Here is a 22,498-nt window from a genome sequence, read left to right as displayed (position 1 = left end):
CTTTAAGTGTTTAGGGATAGTGAAAACGAATAACGGGTATTGCACTGACCTCCGGCATGATTATTGATGCTTTACAGCCTCAATGACTTCACCCTTTTTTTGTGGAGGTCCTTTCCCTTACCTGGATGGTTTGTGTATTTAACAGCAAACTCACCACTTGTTACGCTTGTAGAACCCGTTTGGGGGGCAAGAGCGGACGGTTCACCATTACCTTCGGTGCCATCCTGATTGATCGAGTCCCCCCCGTTATTACCACTATCATTTGAAGTATCCCCGCTATTCCCTTGTTCGCCGCTTCCACTGCCATTCTGTGGAGAAGTACCTTCTGGCGTATCCGTGGGTGTAGTTCCAGCAGGCGGAGCGATTTGAGGCATCGTCACCGTTCCATTCTTCGCGTCAATATAAGAAACGGGATACGTATCGACAAATTGTCCATCTTTATATACAGAGACAACACTGTCCTTGTTCGGAGCCAGCAACAGATTAATAGTGAACACTTGTGTCGTATTAATCGTACGGCTTCCCCATTCCTGGTTTTCTCCACGTGCATCCGTATAAGTGATACGAATCTTGCTGTTTTTACCCTCTTCCTTCGGGGCAACTGGCACATTAAATGGCAGTGTAATCGCTTCTGGAGGATAACCAGTGCTTACATAAAACGTAATTTCCGTATTTGGAGGCAAATCACTGCCAGCCTCTGACGGCCACTGCTTGGTTACTTTGCCTTTTTCCTGCTCATAGCTGAATTCCTCTTTGACCGAGCCAACCTTCAATCCAGCACTTTTGACCTCATTTTCCGCTTCTTTCTGCGTCTTGCCCACCAGATTTGGCATTTTCACGGTAGCAGCGCCCTTGCTGACCGTCAGCACCACCTGTACCGTATCTTTATCAAAGGACTCATTCGCCGCTGGTGTCTGACTTAGGACGGTTCCCACCGCCTGATCACTGAACTGCTCATTCCGCTGAATCTGTGTCTCCTTGATCTGCTGGGAGGTCAACAGCTTGACAGCAGCATCATAGCTCTGCCCTTTGACATCCGGCATCGGAGTCAGCGGCTTGGCAACCCCGACTTTCAGTTCAATTTCTGTTCCCTTCTTAACCACAGATTCCTGTGGATAGCTCTGATAGAAAACAACTCCGGGTGCAACCCCGTCCTTATATTCATGCTTAATTGGGTCCTTAACGGTCAACCCGGACTGACTGATCAACAACTTGGCCTGGTCCTCGGTCTTGGTCAACACATTCGGCACTACAACGTCAGGGACGACGAGCAAATTTTGCACATAGTACACTACGCCACCCATGCAAAGAAGCAACACGAGCACCAGCGTTATCCACAAGATCGGCTTCTTTTTACTTTTTTTAGCCGTTTGCTTGCTCTGAAGCTTTTCAGAATCGCCGGATTGGGCAGGCTCGTCGTCTCCACTGGAGGACATTCCCATTTGCTGAGGCTTAATAGCCGGAATAACCCGCGTTTGATCCTCGTCATCCAAATGTGTAAATTCCAGTTTGGATTCATTACGGCGTCCCGGCAACAGGCATGTCTCCAAGTCTTTTAGCATTTCATCCGCAGATTGATAACGTTCCTCCGGATTTTTGCGCATGGATTTTAAAATGACGTTTTCCACACTTTGCGGAATCAGTGGATTAATTTTGCGCGGTTCCTCAAATTCCTCTTGCAGATGCTTGAGCGCTACACTGATCGGACTTTCTCCCAGAAAAGGAAGTTGCGCCGTCAGCATTTGGTATAAGACAATCCCTAGAGAATATAAGTCCGATTTCTCGCCGGTGACGACTCCCTTCGCATGCTCGGGTGAAAAGTAATGGACAGAGCCCACCACAGAGCCTGTCTGGGTAATCGTCGTTGACGTGACAGCTCTGGCAATCCCAAAATCGGTTACCTTGACCCGTCCATTGCGCCCGATCAATATATTATGCGGTTTAATGTCCCGGTGAATAATCTGATTTTGGTGAGCGTGCTCCAGTGCATCACAAATTTGAGAAGCAATCCGTACCGCTTCATCCACTTGCAGCGGGGCACGTTCCTTAATAATTTCGTTCAGATTTTTTCCTTCCACGCACTCCATTACAATATAATGGATTTCATCCTCTTGGCCGACATCATAAATACTGACCACATTCGGATGGGAAAGCGAGGCCGCAGACTGTGCCTCACGCCGAAACCGGCGAATAAATTCATCATCATGGACAAATTGCTGACGCAGCACCTTGACCGCCACATTACGATTCAGCAGAATGTCTTGAGCCTTGTACACCAGCGCCATACCGCCGCCGCCGATGCGCTCAATAATTTCGTATCTTCCCCCAAGCAGGTGCCCGATCATGCGTCACACCCCTTTTCACTCAATGAAACTGTGTCATCGGGCAATTCAAACAAAGCTACCGTGATGTTGTCGTCGCCTCCGGCAAGCAGCGCCAGATGCAGCAGACGATCCGCTCGTTCCTCCAGAGGGTTCTCGGCGGCACCTACTACTTTACTAATTTGCTCCTCCGTCACCAGATTACTCAGCCCGTCGCTGCACAGTAACAGCACATCGCCTTTTTCCAGAGAAATGGAGTCAATATCCACTTGCACCTCGGAATCAGTGCCCAGCGCCCGTGTTAACACATTGCGACGGGGATGGTTCTCCCGCTCTTCCTTGCTGATCTGACCGTTTTTGAATAACTCATTGACCAGTGTGTGATCTTCCGTAATTTGACGTACCACTCCGTTAGAAATCACATAGGCACGGCTGTCCCCGATATGTCCGATAATCCCGGAGGCATCGTTTAGCAAAACGGCTACAACCGTTGTCCCCATATTATGATACTTGTCATCGTGGGCAGCCGTTTGGAAGATGACTTCATTAGCATGCAAAATAGCGTCGCTAAGCGCCGCTGTCAAAGAGTGCGCGGATAACCCGCTTTCCAGCGTCGCCAAATCAGCGGCAAGTGTTTCTACCGCGAGGCGGCTGGCCGTATCACCGGCCAAATGCCCGCCCATGCCATCGGCAACAATTCCCAGAATATATCCCTGCTCCAAGTGCCTGATCCAGGCAGAATCCTCATTCACCGAACGTACACGTCCGACGTGGCTGACATGAACTGTTTTGATCAAATGGTCTCACCCCAACTCCATATGCTTTGCACGCAACTGGCCGCACGCAGCGGCGATATCATGACCCTGTTCACGCCGGATCGTCACATTGACGCCTTTCTCGGCAAGAATGCGCTGGAAATTGAAAATATCGCTGCGCGATGTGCGCACATACTTGCGCTCAGGCACATGGTTAACCGGAATCAGGTTGACGTGGCACAGCATGTCCTTCAGCACGTCCGCCAGTTCTTCGGCATGTTCCGCCTGATCATTCACTCCGCCAATCAAGGCATATTCAAACGAAATTCTCCGGCCTGTTTTAGCAAGATAGTAACGAAGCGATTCCATAACATCCTGAAAAGGATAACGCCGGTTTACAGGCATCAGCTTCGAACGAAGCGCATCATTAGGCGCATGAATGGATATTGCCAGATTAATCTGGGTATCCTCGTCCGCGAATTTGTAAATATTCGGCACGATACCACTGGTCGATACCGTGATGTGACGCTGACCAATATTCAGACCCTTTTCATGAATCATCGTACGTAAAAATGTCATGGTCGCTTCATAATTTTCAAAAGGCTCACCCGAGCCCATAATCACGATGCTGCTCACACGCTCATTCGTCTTATCCAAAATTTTCTGTGCCTGAACGACCTGCGCGGTAATTTCACCGGCGGTCAGGTTACGTTTGAGTCCCCAAGCGTCGAAGCGCAGAATGTGCAGCCGATTCGGCAGCCCACTTGAGTCGTTACACAAATACTGTTTCCGTAATTGTGTCTCATAATAACTGTCTCGATAGCATGATCATCATGCAGACCAAACAGGAATTTTACCGTACCGTCCTTCGACTCCAGCTTTGTAATTTCATGAAGCGTCACAAAGCTGAACTGGTCCTCAAGCTTCTCTCTCAGCGACTTGGACAAATTCGTCATCTCACTGAAATCATTGACCCGCTTCACATACAGCCAATCAAAAATTTGTCCTCCGCGAAAAGCAGGCTCGCCATTGCGCTTGGCCCAGTCCTGCAACTCCTCCAGAGTTAAATCATATATAAAAGGTTTCATCAATGTTTGCACCCGTTCCTTCTTCATTAAGTTCTGTTTAATTCTCACAGACAGTGTTTTCATTCTTCCTATTTTAGCACAAATCCCTGAGAGGGTAAAAATTTTTCGTCCCAATGCAAAAACCGCCGGATGATATCCGGCGGAATGTGGAAATGTTAGTGGTTGGCTGCCTGCGGGATTCTTACGAACTACTTCACCCGACGCAGACGCGCGATATAAAATCCGTCGCTGTGAAAATGCTGCGGCAACAGCTGTACCGAGCCTGGCTGAGCATGGTCCATGCCGTCAGCTACGTCTGGGAAGGAATGTCCTTCTGCCAGCTCATACTCGGGATGCTCACTTAAAAAGCGAGTGATTTGTCCCTCATTTTCATCCGGTTCAATTGTGCATGTACTGTACACCAGAATACCGCCCGGCTTCAAAAGCTCAGCTACGCTGTCCAGTAGCTCATGCTGGAGCTGCGTGATGTCGCGGACATCCTGTGGAGTTTTACTCCAGCGCAAATCAGGCTTGCGGCGGATCACTCCAAAACCGGAGCATGGCGCGTCGAGCAAGACGCGGTCAAATGATGCCGGAGCATAACGATTTTTCAACTCAAGTGCGTCCCCGGTGACCGTTTCCACGGCATCCAGCCCTAGCCGATCTACCTGTTCCTGGATTAGCCGATGTTTGTGAGCATGCAGATCGTTGGCGATAATCCGGCCCTGATCCTTCATTAACTCAGCCATATGAGCTGTTTTGCCGCCCGGAGCAGCGCAGCAATCCAGTACCAGCATATCCGGCTCAGGCGCAACCGCCTCGGCGACGAGCATGGAGCTTTCGTCCTGCACGGACAGCAAACCGTCTGTATACCAGGAAGTGAGTGCCATATTTCCGCCGCTGCGGACGACAATTCCGTAAGGGCTAACCGCCGATGGAACAGCATCCACTCCTTTCGCAATCATCTCGTTCAAGAGTTGATCACGACTGGTCATTGTCGTGTTCACCCGCACGCTGACCGCAGGTGGCTCATTATTAGCGCGGCAGATGGCTTCCGCAATATCCACACCGTATTGCTTGATCCAGCGCTTAACCAGCCACTGTGGATGGGAATGCTCCAATGCAATCCGTTCCTCGGCTGACAGCCCGTAAGGAATACGAAGCTTGTCCGGCTCACGAAGCATGCTGCGCAGCACGCCGTTGACCATACCCGAAATCCCTTGGTGTCCACGCCGCTTGGCAATGGTAACTGCTTCACTAACGACTGCATGATCCGGGATACGATCCAGATATACGATCTGGTACACACTCATTCGCAGCAACGAACGTACCCAAGCCTGAAGCTTGGCCGTTCCTTTCTGAACAAACTTGTTCAGAAAATAATCCAGCGTATTTCGGCGTGCAACTGTACCGTATACAAGTTCCGTCGCCAAGCCAGCGTCACTCGCGGACAAACCTGCCTGTTGAAGTCGGCGGTTCAGCTCAAGGTTACTGTATGCACCCTCCTGCTCAACCCCTGTCAGTACGTCCAGTGCAACTTCCCTAGCCGTCTGGTTACGAGTCTTGCCTGCTCTGGCACCAGCCTCCCTGCCTTGGCCTCCCTGACGGGAGTGACCGCCGCTCACCCGAGCACCGTGCCCGGCTTCATCTGGCCGCCACGCGCAAAGTTCCCGGCTTCCATAACCTTCTTGCCTGCCGGCTGCACCTGTGTCAGCCATAGGGTACCATTGCCCGTCTGTACTTCAATGCCACGGGCAGTCAATTGCAGAACTGTCCCGGGTGCCGGAGCATTTGCACCATCTGCATCACTATGGATGGAAGGATGCTCAGCCGCCCATATTTTAAAAACATTTTCTTCCCACAGCGTAAATGCACCGGAAAACGGGACCAGCCCGCGAATCCGGTTGTATATTTGCTGCGCACTATCATTCCAAGGAATACGCTCATCGTCGCGGTTCAGGTTCGGGGCATAGGTTGCCTCATCATCGTTTTGCGGTGTACGACCCGATTTCCCTGCCAGCAGCTTGGGCAGCTCATCCTGTAAAAGCTTCGATCCAGCTATGCTCAGCTTCTCAAAAATCATACCGGATGTATCCTCCGGTTCAATAGCAACCTCAACCCGCGATATCATATCGCCGGTATCCAGTCCTTCCGCCATATACATCAGTGTCACGCCCGTAACGGTTTCGCCGTTAATAATGGCACGCTGAATTGGCGCCCCTCCCCGATAACGGGGAAGCAGCGAACCATGCACATTCAGGCAACCGAAACGGGGCAAGTCCAATACGGATTTAGGCAAAATCTGCCCATAGGCCGCTGTCACGATCAGATCAGGATGCAGCTCCGCTACCTGAGTTACCGCTTCCGGCTGGCGCAGGCGGGTCGGTTGAAGCACGGGCAACCCGCGCTTTTCCGCTGCTTCCTTGACTGGCGTAGGCGTCAATATTTTTTTTCGTCCCTGCGGCTTATCCGGCTGCGTAATGACACCGACTACGTTGTAGCCATTGTCCAGCAGCATGTTCAACGAAGGCACAGCGAAATCCGGTGTGCCCATAAAGACGATACGAATGTCTTGACTCATCGAACCTCACTCTCCTGTCTGATGGTTCGGTCCTGGCTGTTCCGGAGCAACCTCATATACTTTTTCCGCAATATCCGTGAACAAAACTCCGTTCAAATGATCAATTTCATGTTGAAAAGCACGAGAAAGCAATCCGGTCGCTGTCACTGTAATCGCCTTACCATCGCGATCCAGCCCTTTGACAGTAACCTTCTCGGCACGACGCACATCACCATTTAAGCCAGGAATGCTCAAACAGCCCTCCGCACCAAATTGCTCGCCTTCTTCGGACACAATTTCAGGATTAATCATTTTAATTAAACCGTGCTCATCTCCAGCATCCACAACGATTAGTCGCTTCAAAATACCTACCTGCGGAGCAGCAAGACCCACTCCCTCCGCTTCATACATGGTATCTGCCATATCGTCGAGTAGCTTTTGCACGTTAGGTGTGATTTTAGTAACTTCCTTTGCTACTTTGTGCAACACATCATCCGGTTCCAACACTATAATTCTAATTGACATGACAATAGAACACCTTCCTCTTTATCCTTCATTTAAGCTTCGTCGTATTCACAACAAGCGCGACTGCTACATTATCCTATGTACGGACGGCTTGTCCGCATTAACTGTGCCGAAAACTTTTGCGCATACGCTACATAAGCATTTGCGGATCGACATCCAGACTGATCAGCAGCTTTTGGGCCTGTGCGGATTCCGCCATTTCATCAGCCACCTGCTGAGCCAGACCAATCGCATCTATATTTCCACGCCATTTTATCATACATTGAAATCGGTATCTATTCTTGATTCTCGAAATCGGTGAAGCTACAGGCCCCAAAATGTCAAGCACATCGGATGTAAGCCGATCCATATTGCCCAACCAGCCCCTTTGTCTTGCCCTCCCCTGTAGAGTGGCTGAATAGTTCTCAGCCAATCGAACCAGTACCGGGAGCTGTTCATGAGAAAAAGTCACCAAAATGAGACGGCAATACGGTGGATAATGCAGATTACGGCGGTGTTTTAGCTCTTCCCTGACAAAAGAACCGTAGTCGTGCCGACTCGCGTGAATAACCGAATAATGCTCCGGCGTATAGGTTTGCACGAACACTTCCCCAGGCAATTGATGCCTCCCGGCGCGTCCGGCTACTTGTGTTAACAACTGAAATGTCTTTTCCGCAGCCCGAAAATCCGGTAAATTAAGCGCCGAATCCGCAGTAATGACACCTACCAGCGTCACATCGGGAAAATCCAGTCCTTTGGCAACCATTTGGGTGCCGAGCAGTACATCCGCTTTTTTATCACGAAATTGCTTGAGCAGCTTTTCATGGGCATTTTTCTCCGTTGTTGTATCGACGTCCATCCGCACAACACGTATACCGGGAAACAGCTTTGCCAGTTCCTCTTCCACTCGCTGAGTACCTGTGCCAAAGTAGCGAATATGCTCACTACCGCATTCCGGGCAGACCTGAGGCACGGGCTCGGAATAGCCGCAGTAATGGCAACGTAAATTATTCGAACGCTGATGATATGTGAGCGAAATATCGCAATGCGGGCAACCCGCCACATAGCCGCAGCTACGGCACATGACGAACGTGGAATGTCCGCGTCGATTCAGCAGCAATACCGTCTGTTCCTTACGCTCCAGCCGCTCTGCGATTCCGTTATGCAATGCGCGGCTGAACATGGAACGGTTGCCAGCGCGCAGTTCCTCGCGCATATCCATGATATGCACCTCGGGTAATGAGTTCCCTAGTGCGCGAGTCGGCATCTCAAGCAACAGCGGCGCAAACTCGTCATTACTTTGCGAGCGGGCCGCGTAATAGCTTTCCAGCGACGGCGTAGCTGAGCCGAGAATAACCACAGCCCCATGCTGATGGGCTCTGCGTACGGCCACGTCGCGCGCATGGTATTTGGGTGTCTCTTCCTGCTTATAGGAGGTTTCATGTTCCTCATCCATAATAATAAGACCCAGTTCACGAAAAGGCGCAAATACAGCCGAGCGGGCGCCAATCGCCACCTTCACACGACCCTCGCGTATTTTGCGCCACTCGTCGTAACGTTCGCCCCCGGACAGTCTGCTGTGCATCACCGCCACCTGATCGCCAAAGCGACCTTTAAAGCGCTCTACCATTTGTGGTGTTAACGATATTTCCGGAACCAGTACAATCGCCTGACGATTCTGCTCGATACAGCGCTGAATCGTCTGTAAATAAATTTCCGTCTTACCACTGCCCGTAACTCCATGGAGCAAATAAGCTCCTTGCTCACGCGTATCCAACTGCCGAATGATCCGTTCATACACGTATTGCTGCTCTTCGGTGAGCGGCAATGGCTGCGTAGGTTTGAAGTTTCTACCCCGATAAGGATCGCGGAACACCTCTACATCCTCAAGCACCACATAGCCCTTATCCTCCAGCGCCTTGACCGTTGCGGCTGATACACTAAGCGAGGTCATGACTTCCTTCAGCGGCAGAGGCAGAAACTCGCTACGTTCCAGCAAAAAAGCAAGTACCTCCCGCTGACGCTGCGCTTTGGCCGAAAACTGTTCCAGCGCCGCTGATGCCACTTCTATGCTGATAGCCAAATCCACGGCTTTCATGGTCTTCTTGCCAAGCTTGTCTTTAATAACCTGACTCTCCTGAAGCACACCCCTGCGCAACAGCGATTTAATAACCTCCGCTTCTTCGGGGAAACGGCGGCTTAGCTGCTGAAGCGGGACTTGCTCCTTCTCCTGAATAAAGCTGACAATCTGGCGTTCAGCCGGGTCGCTCATGCCATCATCGGTAAGGAGAGCCCATTCGGGTTCTCCCCTCATATCCGGCCGCATGGTTCGATGTGTATCCGCTTCTGAACCATAATTCATAACGTCAGCAGCAGGTGAATGATCTGTGAACTCATGCTGCTCAGCGATAGAAATATAACGTTCGGCCTTGCCCTTTAACGCTGTAGGAATCATCACTTGCAGCGCCATAATCTGATTGCAGGCATAGCGTTCGCTCATCCATTTCCCCAGTTCTACCAGATCCGGAGACAAGGGCGGCACCAAATCCAGCAGCTCCTGTATCGCCCTCATCCGATATTTCGGCGGCTCCTCAGCAGGTACTACCGAGATGACAAAAGCCTGCACCGTCCGTTTGCCGAACGGCACTGCAACCCGGCTACCCGGCTCAATCCATGGCCGCATCGACTCCGGGATCAGATAATCGAAAGTACGATCCGTATCCTTGGCGGGCACATCTACAATAACCTTGGCAACTAAATTGCCCATTTCCATTAATGCAACACCCCGCCCATACGTCCAGCCGCTATCGTAAGCAGCTTACGCGCTACTTCTTCCTTCGACTGCACAGGAATACGTTCTACCATCCCGCCGCGGTCGTAAATTTGTACAGCATTCGTATCGACGCCAAAGCCTGCTCCATCAGCAGTTACATCGTTAGCTGCGAGAAGGTCACAATTTTTCCGTTCCAGCTTATCCATGGCATACGTCTCCAGATTCCCGGTTTCCGCAGCAAAGCCGATTAAAAATTGATGTTTCTTGCTCCGTCCGAGTGATTCCAGAATATCGACATTCTTCACTAACTCCAGCGTAAATGTACTATCTTTCTTTTTGATCTTGGTCTGTGCGGCCTCACGCGGTCGATAGTCTGCAACCGCAGCAGCCATCACGACCAAATCGCTATCTTCCCACTGTCTGAGCACAGCGCTATACATGTCGTCAGCGGACTGAACTCTTTCAATCGAAATGCCCACAGGAGGCTCCGCGCTTGTATTTGCAGCAATCAAGTGCACATCGGCACCCAACTCCTGAGCCACTTTTGCGATGGCAAAGCCCATTTTACCGGAAGAATCATTCGTTATATAACGTACCGGATCAATCCTCTCGATCGTGCCCCCAGCAGTTACAATCACTTTTTTGCCTGACAGCAGCCGTTCATCGCCATTCAGCAGCGAGCCTTGCGATTGTCCACCCGAATCCACAGCTTCTCCGCCAAACCAACGTGGCTCCGGCTTGTTGGTGACGCCCTTACTTTCCTGCTCTTGCTGTTCAAAATATCGTTCTACCGTTTGTACGATGGTTTCAGGCTCTTCCAGCCGCCCTTTGCCAACATAACCACAAGCCAGCAATCCTTCACCCGGCTCAATCATCATGACACCGCGGGATACGAGCGTCTCCATGTTTTGCATTACTGCGGGATGAGTGTACATATGCACGTTCATAGCAGGTGCTACCATTATAGGTGCTGTCGTAGCCAGTAGCGTTGTGGACAGCATATCATCGGCAAGCCCATGCGCCATTTTACCGATGATATTCGCGGTTGCAGGAGCAACCAACACCAGATCCGCTTTGTCCGCCAAATGAATATGGGATACGACGGACGGTTCTCTTTCATCAAACGTGTCACTGTATACCGGATTACGAGAGAGCGACTGAAGCGTAAGCTCAGTAATAAACTCCTTCGCGGATGCCGTCATAATAACATGAACCTCGGCTCCCTTTTGCGTTAGCTTACTACACAGCGCAGCCCCTTTATAAGCTGCAATTCCGCCGGTAATACCAAGAATAATAACTTTCCCCTTCAACATCGTTAACTCCCCCTGACCGAAAAAAATAACAACCTTGCGGTTGTCAAAGGAATTGGCATTGCGCCCGGTTATAATAATTGTCTATAATTCTTATTAATCTTCGCCGCTTTCAAGACGCAGATGATCCGCGTAAATCTCTTCCAATGCAACTCCAACTTGCTTGTGGGATCTAGGATTCTTGAGAGTCGTCTTTCCACCCTCGCGCAACTGTCTGGCACGGCGTGAAGCCGCTACAACCAACGAATACTTACTATCTGCCTTTTTCATCATTTCATCAATAGAAGGATACAGCACGAATAGACACCTCTTCATGTAGTTTTGGGACTATACAAGCTGAACTCCAGTGTACATTTCCGAGTTCAGCTTGTATAGTAATTTTCTCTTTAAATACGCTTGGCATATGTAAAGTCCTCGTTTATGGATGGACCTTACAATGTTCGGCGATAATAATGGATTCTATTCGTTTACATGCGAAATCAATCTCATCATTGACAACCGCATAATCATAGTGACGCAACAGATTCATTTCATCCACAGCTACCGACATGCGGTGATCAATGGTTGCCTGAGTTTCTGTACCCCGTCCCCGAATCCGGTCCTTCAATTCATCCAGCGAAGGCGGAAGCAGGAAAATGAAAATGCCATCGGGAAATTTCTCCTTCACTTTGAGCGCTCCCTGAACCTCAATCTCCAGAAAAATATCTTTTCCCTGCGCAAGCGTCTGATCTACAAAATCACGCGGAGTGCCGTAATAGTTACCGACGTACTCTGCATGCTCCAACAGCTCATCCCGTTCAATCATGCCCAAAAACTGTTCACGCGACTTAAAAAGTAGTTAACTCCGTCCTGTTCACCCATGCGGGGCGAGCGGGTTGTCGCGGAAACGGAGTATGTCAATTCCGGCAGTTTTTCACGCAGTGCGTTGCCTACCGTTCCTTTGCCGACACCCGAAGGTCCGGATAATACAAATAATAATCCCTTAGCCATAGTACACTCCATTTTATTCGTCATTGTCATCATCTTTAGTGGATAGTCGATGAGCGACCGTTTCCGGCTGCACCGCAGACAAGATCACATGATCACTGTCCGTTATAATAACAGCCCGTGTCCGGCGGCCATAGGTAGCGTCAATCAACATATGACGGTCCCTAGCTTCTTGTATAATCCGCTTGATCGGAGCAGACTCCGGACTGACGATGGAGATAATTCGGTTGGCCGACACGATATTGCCGAAGCCAATATTGATCAATTTAATTGCCATATTCAGGTCTTTCCCCCTATACATGTGACTATTGCAGCCGTGCCGCTACCAGGTAGCTACTCGATGTTTGCAGCCTGCTCACGAATTTTTTCCAGCTCCGCCTTCATCTCCACGACTAAATTAACTAGCGCAAGATGGTTGGCCTTGGAGCCGATCGTGTTGACTTCCCTGTTCATTTCCTGGATTAAAAATCTAATTTGCGGCCGGCTGGCTCGTCCGACAGCAGCAATCCCCTGCATTGCCCAAAGTGACTTTGAAGCCGGGTAAGCTCCTCATCAATACTGCTGCGATCCGCGAATAAAGCAATCTCCATTCCGAATTTATGCTCATCAAGCGTAAATGAACCGTCCTGAAGCTCAGTAAGTCTGTGTTTTAGCCTATTACGGTAGTCGCTCACAACGTGAGGAACCAGCACCGTCATTTCATGATGCAGGGATTCCAGACGCGAAATGCGGGATTCCACATCCTGCGCCAAATGCCCGCCTTCTCGCCTTCTCATGTCCAGCAGTCCTTGCAATGCTTCATTCAAAGCTTGCTGAAGCTGCTCTTCCCAGCCCTCTTCCTCTCCATCGCAAGCCTCACCGGGCTCACCCAGAACGTCAGGCAACGCAAGAATATCGCTTATACCCAACGTTCCCTTCACACCGTACCGATCCGCCAGTTGCTCCGCTGCATGCAAGTAAGCCTGCACTACAGTGTCATTCAACCGTGCGGCGGGTATCTGTTCTTCATCACGTTCCCTGTGAATGAAGACGTCGACACGGCCGCGCTTGATCTGCTGTTGAACCGTTCTTCTCAAGCCATCTTCATAACGAGTCCATTCGCGTGGAATCCTCATCATCACTTCGCAATAGCGGTGATTCACCGATTTCAGCTCCAAGCGCACTTTATAGCCTTCATAATGAAGGATGGCTTGACCGTATCCGGTCATACTCAATGACATCGGCATCACATCCATTATACTATTGTAATTGATTATTATAGTCGAAACAAGGGGGCCTGCACGCGGCCGGATTTTTGCCATACATAAGAAGTCAGCTCCGCCGTCATTTCATAGAACATAAATGGTGTCATTAAATAGATACCGTTAAAATGCTCCATCGCCGTATCAAGCAGCTCCTTGGCAATGGTTACGCCCATTGCGCGGCCTTCTGCACCCTCCAGACCAGACATACGCGCACGGACCTTGTCGGACAACTGAATGCCGGGTACCTCGTTGTGCAAGTACTCCGCATTGCGCCCGCTGGCCAGCGGCATAATACCGATAAAAATCGGCACCTCCAAATGACGAGTCTGTTCCGCCATGGATATAATCAGTTCGCGGTCGTAAACGGGCTGGGTCATAATGTAATCCGCCCCCGAAGCAATTTTCTTCTCCAGCCGCTGCACAGCTTTGCCCAAATGCTTGACATTGGGATTAAAAGCGGCACCCACCACAAAATTAGCTTTTTGCTTGAGTGGCTTGCCAGAAAAAGCGATACCGTCATTCAACTGCTTGATCATACGTATAATTTCAAAAGAAGTCATATCATACACCGAGCTGGCACCCGGCAAATCACCGAACCGCGCCGGATCTCCCGTAACGGCCAATACATGATCAATGCCCAGCGCATCAAAGCCCATCATATGGGACTGGGTACCAATCAGGTTACGGTCACGGCAGGCAATATGAATTAACGGGCGCAAGCCCGTTTCAAGGCTCACCAGATGTCCAAGCGCCATGTTACTCATGCGAGTAACTGCAAGTGAATTATCTGCCAGCGTAAGCGCATCGGCCCCTGACGCTTTCAACGCCTGTGCCCCTTGCATGAACCGCGTAATGTCCAGATCGCGCGGAGGATCGAGCTCTACAATGACCGTATGCCGCTCCTTGACCAATTCCACAATGTTAGGTTCACTGGCGTTTCTACCGTTGCCTCTTTCCCCTTCACGTGCAATCTGTTCCGGCTCAGCCACAATGACTGGCGCATCCGAGAGTAAGTCTCTTGGAGCCAGCGGAGGAGGCTGCAAACCATTCAAAGCTTTAGAAATCGCTGCGATATGCTCTGGTGTGGTTCCACAGCAGCCACCGATGATTCTCGTACCCAGCTCTACGAAGGAAGCCGCACATTCCCCAAAATATTCAGGCGATGCACCATACACATAGTGACCATCCACATAATCTGCCAGACCCGCATTAGGATATACCGACAGCGGTACTGATAGTGGACCATCCAGTTGCTCCATCACGCTCATAATCCCCTGCGGACCGGAATGGCAGTTAAATCCGAGGATATCCGCCCCCTCATTACGCAACACCGTAAAAGCCTCTGCCACCGAAAAACCGTCCTGTGTACGACCAACCTGATCGACCGCGAACTGACAAATCACCGGAATATTACTATATTTACGTACACCACGAAGCGCAATGCGCACTTCATCCAGCGAATAGAAAGTTTCGCACAAAATGCCATCTACCCCTTCGGAGAGAAGTGCATCAATCTGCTGATCATAGTTACGTGCCAGCTCTACCTTGGATATGTTAAGCCTTTTACCACCGCATATGGAGCCTACCGCACCCACCACATAATGCTCCGGGCCAGCCGCTGCTCTGGCAATTCTCACCCCGGCACGGTTAATTTCTTCCACCTTGGATTCCAGACCGAAGCGGGCCAGCTTATAATCGTTTGCAGAAAACGTATTGGTCTCCAGCAACCGTGCTCCGGCTTGTACATATTGACGATGCACGTCTGATATGACGTCAGGCGATGTGATATTCAGCTCTTCGTAAGACGTATTTACCGGAAATCCAAGCTGATATAAAAAGGTTCCCATTGCGCCGTCTCCGACAATAATTTCACGATCCAGCACAGTACGCAAATCCGGTTTCATGTCCTCTTCTCCACCCCGCTCTTTATTTTCATACTAATGTAACATAAAGAGACTGCAAACATAAGCCAAAAACAAAAAAAGCCGCCCCACTCCCCATTATTATGCGATCAGGAGCGAAGCAACTTGACTCATCATTGCTATTTTCTATTACCTTTATTGCAGTTTCCCATCAGCAGAATGAAGAGAGAATGCGTAAAAAGTTCCTTTTTTATTCATTTTACCCACAATAGAGGGCGTCCCCTTTTGCTTTTTGGAAAATGTATATGCATTTCCTTGGATTCCCACATTATAATCGGATAAATTGATGTTAAATAACAGTTGAACCTTAGGCTTGGCCTGCTTCAAAGCTTCAGAGGACTTATATTTCGGGCTGGCAAACGATTTTTTAAAATCCGCGTCATCGTTCCAATCCACCCCTGAGGTGGACACAGCCAGCACTTTGCCGGTCACTGCGCCAATTTTGACCTCACTCGCCTCGTTTGCATCCTCAAACGACCAATAAGAAAGCCCCTTTGCCTCGTCCTTGTAACGCGAAGCATGCTGCACCGTGATACGCTGTCCGCTAACGCGCTTGAAGCTGTTCGCTGCACGGTTTAGCAACGCAGGGTCCACCTGCTTCAGAGGGTAGTCGGCATTGATGGTGATGCTATTGCCGCGATCCACGTCAACGTACAGCGAGGAAGCCTTTTCCCCTGCACCCCAGAATACCCAATAATTCGAAGGCTTGTTAGACTGGAAAGGGGATTTGACCCGCCAGAATGCCTCAAATTGCATAGGACGCTTGCTATCAAACGCTTTGGCGCTGTTCAGCACTTTAGTTTTGAGTGGCGCGTCCATCGCCTTTGCCAAGCTACTTATTTTATATCGAACGGTTGTAGAATCCACTCTGTTTTTTTCCTTATTATATTCCGTCTGAAACGTAGCTGTCCCATCCTCCAGTTCGCCCTCGACAATCCAGGTTTTACCCATATCCGTCACATCGTCAAATTGAAATGCCGTCTTTGTACCGATGAGTTCTTGTACTGCCTTTTCTAAACGATTCACGACAGTAGGGGTTAGTGAGCCGACCTGCTTATCAGTCGTTTTTTCCGCAGTAGCAGGAACGGTCGCGGCCTGAGCCGGAAGCGCGGCGACTACAAATATAAGGGCTGCGAACGCTGAAATCCAACGAAATTTCCGCACCATGAACGGCCTCCTTATCGTTTTCTCATTTTCTATATTATACATGGTTCAGACGTCAAAAAAAGACAGAATGTTGCTCAGGCGAAAAAAAGAAGACCCGCTAAGGTCTTCATCACACTTACCTATATCATTCTTTATCGCACGCTGTATTCGCTTATTTCAGGACAAACGTCCATCGTACACAACCTCAGCCGGACCTGTCATATATACATGATTGTCATTCTCGTTCCATTCGATATCCAGATCGCCGCCCTTCAGGCTGACAATCGCGCGGCGGTCGCTGTATCCGTTCAATACAGAGGCCACAAGCGTAGCACAGGCTCCGGTTCCACATGCCAACGTAGGCCCGGCTCCCCGCTCCCATACTCTCATGTCAATTTGGTCCCGGCTTCGTACCGTAGCGAACTCGACATTTGTTTTTTTAGGGAACAGCGGGTGGCATTCCAGCTTAGGCCCCCAGGCTTCCAGATCAAAGCCAGGTGCATCCTCAACATAAATCACACAGTGCGGATTGCCCATGGATACAGCTGTAAAACGAAAGCCACTGCCTCCAGCTTCGATGGACCGGTTGATGACACTAGCCAGATCCAGCGTGGTTGGAATTTTCAAGCCATCCAGAATCGGTTCTCCCATATCGACCCTCACTTGACGTACAAGTCCGTCCACTACGGTCAATTCGACCTGCTGCACACCTGCACCCAGCGTTTCAATCGTGATCTGCTCACGGCTGATATGCTTGCGGTCATACACATATTTGGCTGCACAACGGATAGCATTTCCACATTGCTCAGCCTCCGAGCCGTCCGAATTGATAATGCGCATGCAGAAATCGGCTTTTTCAGATGGCAGTATATATACCAGACCATCAGCGCCGACACCAAAATGTCGGTCACACAGCCGAACAGCCAATTCCGAAGCGTCAGGCGGCAATTCCTGGTGCCCAAACCAAATTATAAAATCATTACCCAATCCGTGCATTTTTGTGAATTCCATAGCTTCCCTCCGCCGTTGCTGCTAATCTCATGCTCCTTATGAAGCTTTGGTTCCATGATAGCATACAGGGCAAAAAGGGAAAAGTGATGCATATAGGTCTGTTCCCGGCTTGAGCCGGGAGCTTACGCCGAAAACTTCGTGCGTCCCGAAGCGAAGCGGGTATGTCCGCCATGACGACGGTTACGTCTGCCGCCCCATACGCTCCCCGCTCCCATCAGGAAGGTCGGAATGCCGGCAGCGACAATGGAGAGCGCCCATTCGCGGAAGCCAAGCGGTACCGTTTTGAAAATAGGTTGCAGCACAGGTACGTACATAACCACCAGCATCAGCACTACCGAAGACAGCACGGCAAGTACAAGATAACTATTTTGAAACGGATTACGGTGGAAAATAGAACGGGAACTGCGGCAATCGAACACATGAATGAGCTGTGCCAGTACCAATGTGGCGAAGGCAACCGACTGTGCCTTGACCAGTTGTGCTGCGTTATCAGGCGCAATACGCAACGTCAGCCAGAACGCAGCAAGCGTACATAAGCCGATCAGCAGGCCGCGACTAATGATTTTCCAGCCGAGACGACGGGCAAAAATATTTTCCTTAGCGCCGCGTGGTTTGTGCTCCATGAGATCCTTTTCCGGCTGATCTACACCCAGAGCCATCGCGGGAAGCCCGTCGGTCACCAGGTTCACCCATAAAATCTGAATCGGAAGTAGCGGCAATGGCAGACCGGCCATCATCGCGAAAAACATCGTCAAAATTTCACCGACATTGGAGGCAAGCAGATAACGGATAAATTTACGAATATTTTCGTAAATATTTCGCCCTTCTTCAATCGCCGCTACAATCGTCGAGAAATTATCGTCGCTGAGCACAAGCGCAGCCGCTTCCTTGGTCACGTCCGTTCCCGTAATGCCCATCGCGATACCAATGTCCGACGCCTTGATCGCTGGCGCGTCATTCACGCCGTCTCCAGTCATAGCTACGACATGCCCGCGTCTTTGCAGCGATTTGACAATCCGCAGCTTATGCTCCGGGGATACCCGTGCATAGACGGAGACCATGTCTACTGCTTTGTCCAGCGCCGCATCATCCATCACAGACAACTGCTGTCCGGTCAGCACATGCGAGCCGCGCTGAAAAATGCCTAGCTGCTGCGCAATAGCCTCGGCTGTGGTACCGTGATCGCCCGTAATCATCACGGTACGGATGCCAGCACGACGGCACTTGCCAATGGCTTCCCTTGCCTCGCGGCGCGGCGGATCAATCATGCCCGTAAGGCCGATGAAGATGAGCTGGGTCTCAGCCTCTTCCACCGAGACGACGCGCTCATGCGAGCGGATATCCCGGTAAGCGACACTGAGTACACGCAGCGCCTCCGAGGCCATTCCTTCGTTGGCTGCCAGCACCTTTTGGCGCAGCGTACCCGTCAGTGGAACGACATTTCCTTCCCATAAAATGTAGGAGCATTGACCTAACAACACATCCGGCGCGCCTTTGGCAAAGACGATATGCCCTCCCTGATGCCGTACAAGTACAGACATCCGTTTCCGCTCCGAGTCAAAAGGAAATTCGCGTTCTCGTGTATACACCTCATACAGCCCTTGACGCGTAACCCCGCCCTTGGCGGCTAAAGTGACAAGCGCCCCCTCCGTCGGATCGCCTTTCAGCTCCCAAACAGCGGTCGGCGTCGCCTCCTTGGCTTTCTTTTTCGAACGCAGCTCATCCATGTCGACTTGAACAATTTCCGCGTTGTTGCACAGCACGCTGGCTTGCAGCAGTCTGCGAAGTGATTGTCCGTTTTTGAGATCCGCAGGAGTATCCCTGTCCATAATATGTCCGTGCGGGTCATAGCCCTCTCCTGTCACTCCCCAGAAGCGACCGTCCACCCATAGCTTGGTAACCGTCATTTTGTTCTGGGTCAGCGTACCAGTTTTGTCGGAGCATATGACAGACGCACATCCGAGCGTTTCAACGGAAGGCAGCTTACGCACAATCGCCTTGCGTTTGATCATACGCTGCACGCCCAAGGCGAGCGCAATCGTCACAATGGCAGGCAAGCCTTCCGGTATAGCCGCTACAGCCAAGCTCACCCCGGCCAGAAACATACTCATCGCTGGCTGTCCATGCAGGATGCCTGCTACGACGACGAGCACGGTTAACCCTAACGCAACGATGATCAGAATTTTGCCCAGTTGCTCCAGTCGGTGCTGTAACGGGGTTTCCTGAGACTCCGTATTTTGGATCAAGTCTGCGATTTTGCCCATTTCTGTGTTCATGCCTGTACGAATAACAACTCCCTGAGCTGTACCTCTGGTCATCATGGTGCCCATAAAGCCGATGTTCTTTTGATCTCCCAGCGGTACCTCGGCGGCATGAATAGGGCGGCTATGCTTGCTCACTGGGACCGATTCGCCAGTCAGGGCGGATTCCTCCACGTCGCAGCCGTTTGTGCTCAGCCATCTTATATCTGCGGGAATACGGTCGCCGCTTTCCAATAGCACGATATCACCCGGTACCAGCTCTCTGGCCTGAACCTGAATCCGTTTGCCTCCCCGCAGCACTTTAGCGGTTGGAGCAGACAACTGCTTCAAAGCCCGAAGCGAACGTTCCGCTCTAAACTCCTGCACAAAACCAAGAATTCCATTCAGCACAACAATAGCAATAATGGTGATCGCATCGAGATATTCGCCGAGCAGGCCGGATATCAGTGTGGCTCCCATCAGTACGAGCATCATAAAATCCTTGAACTGATTCAGCAGCAGCAGGATCGGCGAGACACGCTTCCCCTCGCTCAGCTCATTCCATCCTGACCTTTCTCTTCTTTCCGCAAGCTGTTCCTCCGAAAGACCCTGCTTCGGGTCGACTTCCAGGCTTGTTGAAAGCTGTTCATTGCTTAATTGGTGCCAATGTGCTTGTTCCATTCTCCCCAATTCCCTCCCGGTCAGATAGTCCGTTTCCGTCGGTAGTGCGTAGGATGGCTGCCCGTTATTGCGTTTTTGTGCCACGAATGCTGATAAGCTGGACAGACTTTCTAGATTCAATCTATTCGGACAGGACCTAAAATATCACAATGCCGCTTAAGTTTTGTCCCAAAGTTATGTATCATAGAAGGAAGGCAAAAATATTTGCTTCAAAGGAGAACAGACATTATGGCATTGGACGGAATCGTAACCCGCGCTATCGTACACGAGCTGCAAAGCATTCGAGGCGGGCGCATCAATAAAATACATCAGCCGAACGATCACGATATCTTACTAAATCTGCGGGCTCAAGGCGGGAGCGTTAAGCTGTTGCTGTCGGCCAACCCGACATTCCCGCGTGTACATTTTACAGAACAAAGCTTTCTCAATCCGACGGAGGCCCCTATGTTCTGTATGCTGCTTCGCAAGCACTGCGAAGGTGGTATCATCGAGAAAATTACTCAGGTAGGTATGGAACGTATTATTCACATGGATGTGCGTCAGCGCGATGAGCTGGGGGATATTTCACTCAAGCGGATTATCATTGAACTGATGGGCAGACACAGCAACATTATTTTGCTTGACCCGGAAACAGGCGTTATGCTGGACGGCATCCATCATGTCACACCGTCCATCAGCAGCTATCGGGTCATCATGCCCGGCTTTCAATACACGGAGCCTCCTGAACAAAATAAGCTGAATCCGCTGGAAACAGAAGAAATAGCTTTTGCATCCTCATATCAGACAGCTATCGAAGCCGAAGAAGCTCCCAAACGCTGGATCGTGAACACCTTTACTGGCCTGAGTCCCCTTATTGCCGAGGAGATGCTGACCCGAGTTTCCAATGAATCACCTGCTGGCGAGTATCGTCCGCTATGGAATACATTCAGCCACATCATGGATGACGTGCGGAATCATCGTTTTCAGCCGGTATCTGGTCTGAACGCACAGGAAAAAGTGATATTTTCAGCCATTCCGCTCACGTTGATTGAAGGAGAGCGCAAGGAATACACTACGATCAGTGAGTGTATGGAGGACTTTTTCGGTGAAAAAGCAGAACGGGATACAGTCAAGCAAAAGGTAAGCGACCTGCTGCGTTTCCTGCAAAACGAACGGAGCAAAAATGTAAAAAAACTCGACCATCTGCATCAGGATTTAGCTGAGGCAGAGGATGCCGATCAATTTCGCATTTATGGAGAGCTGCTGTTCGCTTCGCTGCATGAAGTGAAGAAGGGCGACAAGGAAGTGACGCTCACCAACTTTTATGATGAAGAACAGCGTCCGATGACCATCCCGCTGGACCCGTTGCTGGGCCCATCGGATAATGCTCAACGTTACTTCAAAAAGTACAATAAATATAAAAACAGCCTGGCTGTCATTGATGAACAACTGGAGAAAACACACGAAGAAATTCGGTATATGGACAATCTCCTACAGCAACTGGCTCATGCCTCCATGAACGATATCGAGGAAATACGTGAAGAACTGGTTCAGCAAGGCTATCTCCGAGACCGGGTCAAAAAAGGGAAGAAAAAGAAGAAAACTGACCGACCAACCTTACACGTATATACGTCATCCGAAGGCATCGAGCTGCTGGTCGGCAAAAACAACTTGCAGAACGAATATGTGACGAACCGACTGGCCGGGCCTAATGACACGTGGCTGCATACAAAGGATATTCCGGGGTCACACGTCGTTATTCGCGCCGAGCAATTCGGAGATGCAACGCTGGAGGAAGCTGCTCAGCTCGCTGCCTATTTCAGCCAGGCCAAACAGTCCAGCAGCGTACCCGTAGACGCCACCTTGATCCGGTATGTGCGCAAGCCTAGCGGAGCCAAGCCAGGCTTTGTCATCTATGATCATCAGCGTACGCTCTTTATCACACCCGATGAGGATCTGGTCAAAAAGCTGCCGAACCGCATCAAAAACGGCTAAGCC

Annotated in this window: 14 protein-coding genes and 3 pseudogenes; 1 reads left to right on the top strand and 16 read right to left on the bottom strand. The window is 50.5% G+C overall.

The genetic code is table 11. The features are described 5' to 3' along the window. Window positions 1–71: 71 nt before the first annotated feature. The 16 genes and pseudogenes from pknB to ASL14_RS22940 all read right to left on the bottom strand — a co-directional run bounded on the left by pknB (window position 72) and on the right by ASL14_RS22940 (window position 20,521). Complete coding sequence (gene pknB / locus ASL14_RS23015; RefSeq protein ID WP_134913641.1) at window positions 72–2,345, bottom strand: Stk1 family PASTA domain-containing Ser/Thr kinase; 2,274 nt, start codon at window positions 2,343–2,345, stop codon at window positions 72–74. Then, entirely contained in the window at window positions 2,342–3,118 is a 777-nt protein-coding gene (locus ASL14_RS23010; protein ID WP_134913639.1) for a Stp1/IreP family PP2C-type Ser/Thr phosphatase, read from the bottom strand. The genes pknB and ASL14_RS23010 overlap by 4 nt, the downstream gene beginning before the upstream one ends. Before the next feature lie 6 nt (window positions 3,119–3,124). Continuing rightward, a pseudogene (gene rlmN / locus ASL14_RS23005) lies at window positions 3,125–4,164 on the bottom strand (23S rRNA (adenine(2503)-C(2))-methyltransferase RlmN). A 188-nt stretch (window positions 4,165–4,352) separates the two neighbouring features. Continuing rightward, complete coding sequence (gene rsmB, locus ASL14_RS23000; RefSeq protein ID WP_134914615.1) at window positions 4,353–5,768, bottom strand: 16S rRNA (cytosine(967)-C(5))-methyltransferase RsmB; 1,416 nt, start codon at window positions 5,766–5,768, stop codon at window positions 4,353–4,355. Continuing rightward, window positions 5,765–6,724 (bottom strand): methionyl-tRNA formyltransferase, encoded by a 960-nt coding sequence (gene fmt, locus ASL14_RS22995; RefSeq protein ID WP_134913637.1) that lies wholly within the window; start codon window positions 6,722–6,724, stop codon window positions 5,765–5,767. The genes rsmB and fmt overlap by 4 nt, the downstream gene beginning before the upstream one ends. A gap of 6 nt (window positions 6,725–6,730) precedes the next feature. After that, a complete protein-coding gene (gene def / locus ASL14_RS22990; protein WP_134913636.1) occupies window positions 6,731–7,228 on the bottom strand; it encodes a peptide deformylase in 498 nt (165 codons plus the stop codon). 130 nt (window positions 7,229–7,358) lie between these two features. Continuing rightward, window positions 7,359–9,980 (bottom strand): primosomal protein N', encoded by a 2,622-nt coding sequence (gene priA, locus ASL14_RS22985; RefSeq protein WP_134913634.1) that lies wholly within the window; start codon window positions 9,978–9,980, stop codon window positions 7,359–7,361. After that, window positions 9,980–11,293, bottom strand: a complete 1,314-nt coding sequence (gene coaBC, locus ASL14_RS22980; RefSeq protein ID WP_134913632.1) for a bifunctional phosphopantothenoylcysteine decarboxylase/phosphopantothenate--cysteine ligase CoaBC — start codon at window positions 11,291–11,293, stop codon at window positions 9,980–9,982. Before coaBC ends, priA begins: the two co-directional genes overlap by 1 nt. A 93-nt stretch (window positions 11,294–11,386) precedes the next feature. Continuing rightward, window positions 11,387–11,587 carry a DNA-directed RNA polymerase subunit omega gene (gene rpoZ, locus ASL14_RS22975; protein ID WP_134913630.1) on the bottom strand — a complete coding sequence of 67 codons (201 nt, stop codon included), beginning with the start codon at window positions 11,585–11,587 and terminating at the stop codon, window positions 11,387–11,389. Window positions 11,588–11,708: 121 nt separating this feature from the next. After that, window positions 11,709–12,280 (bottom strand): annotated as a pseudogene (gene gmk, locus ASL14_RS22970) (guanylate kinase). Between the two features lie 13 nt (window positions 12,281–12,293). Next, window positions 12,294–12,554: an extracellular matrix/biofilm regulator RemA gene (gene remA / locus ASL14_RS22965; protein ID WP_005548256.1), complete on the bottom strand. Its 261-nt coding sequence runs from the start codon at window positions 12,552–12,554 to the stop codon at window positions 12,294–12,296. Between the two features lie 56 nt (window positions 12,555–12,610). After that, a pseudogene (locus ASL14_RS22960) lies at window positions 12,611–13,497 on the bottom strand (YicC/YloC family endoribonuclease). 35 nt (window positions 13,498–13,532) lie between these two features. Next, complete coding sequence (locus ASL14_RS22955) at window positions 13,533–15,425, bottom strand: bifunctional homocysteine S-methyltransferase/methylenetetrahydrofolate reductase (RefSeq protein ID WP_134913627.1); 1,893 nt, start codon at window positions 15,423–15,425, stop codon at window positions 13,533–13,535. 153 nt (window positions 15,426–15,578) lie between these two features. Next, on the bottom strand, window positions 15,579–16,607 hold the full coding sequence (locus ASL14_RS22950; RefSeq protein WP_134914614.1) for a hypothetical protein: 1,029 nt from the start codon (window positions 16,605–16,607) through the stop codon (window positions 15,579–15,581). Window positions 16,608–16,766: 159 nt separating this feature from the next. Next, window positions 16,767–17,600: a diaminopimelate epimerase gene (gene dapF, locus ASL14_RS22945; RefSeq protein ID WP_134913625.1), complete on the bottom strand. Its 834-nt coding sequence runs from the start codon at window positions 17,598–17,600 to the stop codon at window positions 16,767–16,769. Window positions 17,601–17,722: 122 nt separating this feature from the next. Beyond that, on the bottom strand, window positions 17,723–20,521 hold the full coding sequence (locus ASL14_RS22940) for a calcium-translocating P-type ATPase, SERCA-type (protein ID WP_134913623.1): 2,799 nt from the start codon (window positions 20,519–20,521) through the stop codon (window positions 17,723–17,725). Between the two features lie 228 nt (window positions 20,522–20,749). On the opposite strand from ASL14_RS22940, the gene ASL14_RS22935 reads away from it, so the two are divergent. Beyond that, window positions 20,750–22,495: an Rqc2 family fibronectin-binding protein gene (locus tag ASL14_RS22935; RefSeq protein ID WP_134913621.1), complete on the top strand. Its 1,746-nt coding sequence runs from the start codon at window positions 20,750–20,752 to the stop codon at window positions 22,493–22,495. Window positions 22,496–22,498 lie beyond the last annotated feature (3 nt).

It is taken from the genome of Paenibacillus sp. IHB B 3084 (assembly GCF_001447315.1).
Taxonomy (GTDB): Bacteria; Bacillota; Bacilli; order Paenibacillales; family Paenibacillaceae; genus Paenibacillus.
This window is presented reverse-complemented; position numbering and strand designations above follow the sequence as displayed.

Bases quoted from the DNA above. Each gene is read 5' to 3' on its own strand.
- ASL14_RS22955 (WP_134913627.1), bottom strand. From the start codon at position 15,425: ATGAAACCGGATTTGCGTACTGTGCTGGATCGTGAAATTATTGTCGGA.
- ASL14_RS22940 (WP_134913623.1), bottom strand. From the start codon at position 20,521: ATGGAACAAGCACATTGGCACCAATTAAGCAATGAACAGCTTTCAACA.
- pknB (WP_134913641.1), bottom strand. From the start codon at position 2,345: ATGATCGGGCACCTGCTTGGGGGAAGATACGAAATTATTGAGCGCATC.
- coaBC (WP_134913632.1), bottom strand. From the start codon at position 11,293: ATGTTGAAGGGGAAAGTTATTATTCTTGGTATTACCGGCGGAATTGCA.
- fmt (WP_134913637.1), bottom strand. From the start codon at position 6,724: ATGAGTCAAGACATTCGTATCGTCTTTATGGGCACACCGGATTTCGCT.
- def (WP_134913636.1), bottom strand. From the start codon at position 7,228: ATGTCAATTAGAATTATAGTGTTGGAACCGGATGATGTGTTGCACAAA.
- dapF (WP_134913625.1), bottom strand. From the start codon at position 17,600: ATGGAATTCACAAAAATGCACGGATTGGGTAATGATTTTATAATTTGG.
- remA (WP_005548256.1), bottom strand. From the start codon at position 12,554: ATGGCAATTAAATTGATCAATATTGGCTTCGGCAATATCGTGTCGGCC.
- priA (WP_134913634.1), bottom strand. From the start codon at position 9,980: ATGGAAATGGGCAATTTAGTTGCCAAGGTTATTGTAGATGTGCCCGCC.
- ASL14_RS22935 (WP_134913621.1), top strand. From the start codon at position 20,750: ATGGCATTGGACGGAATCGTAACCCGCGCTATCGTACACGAGCTGCAA.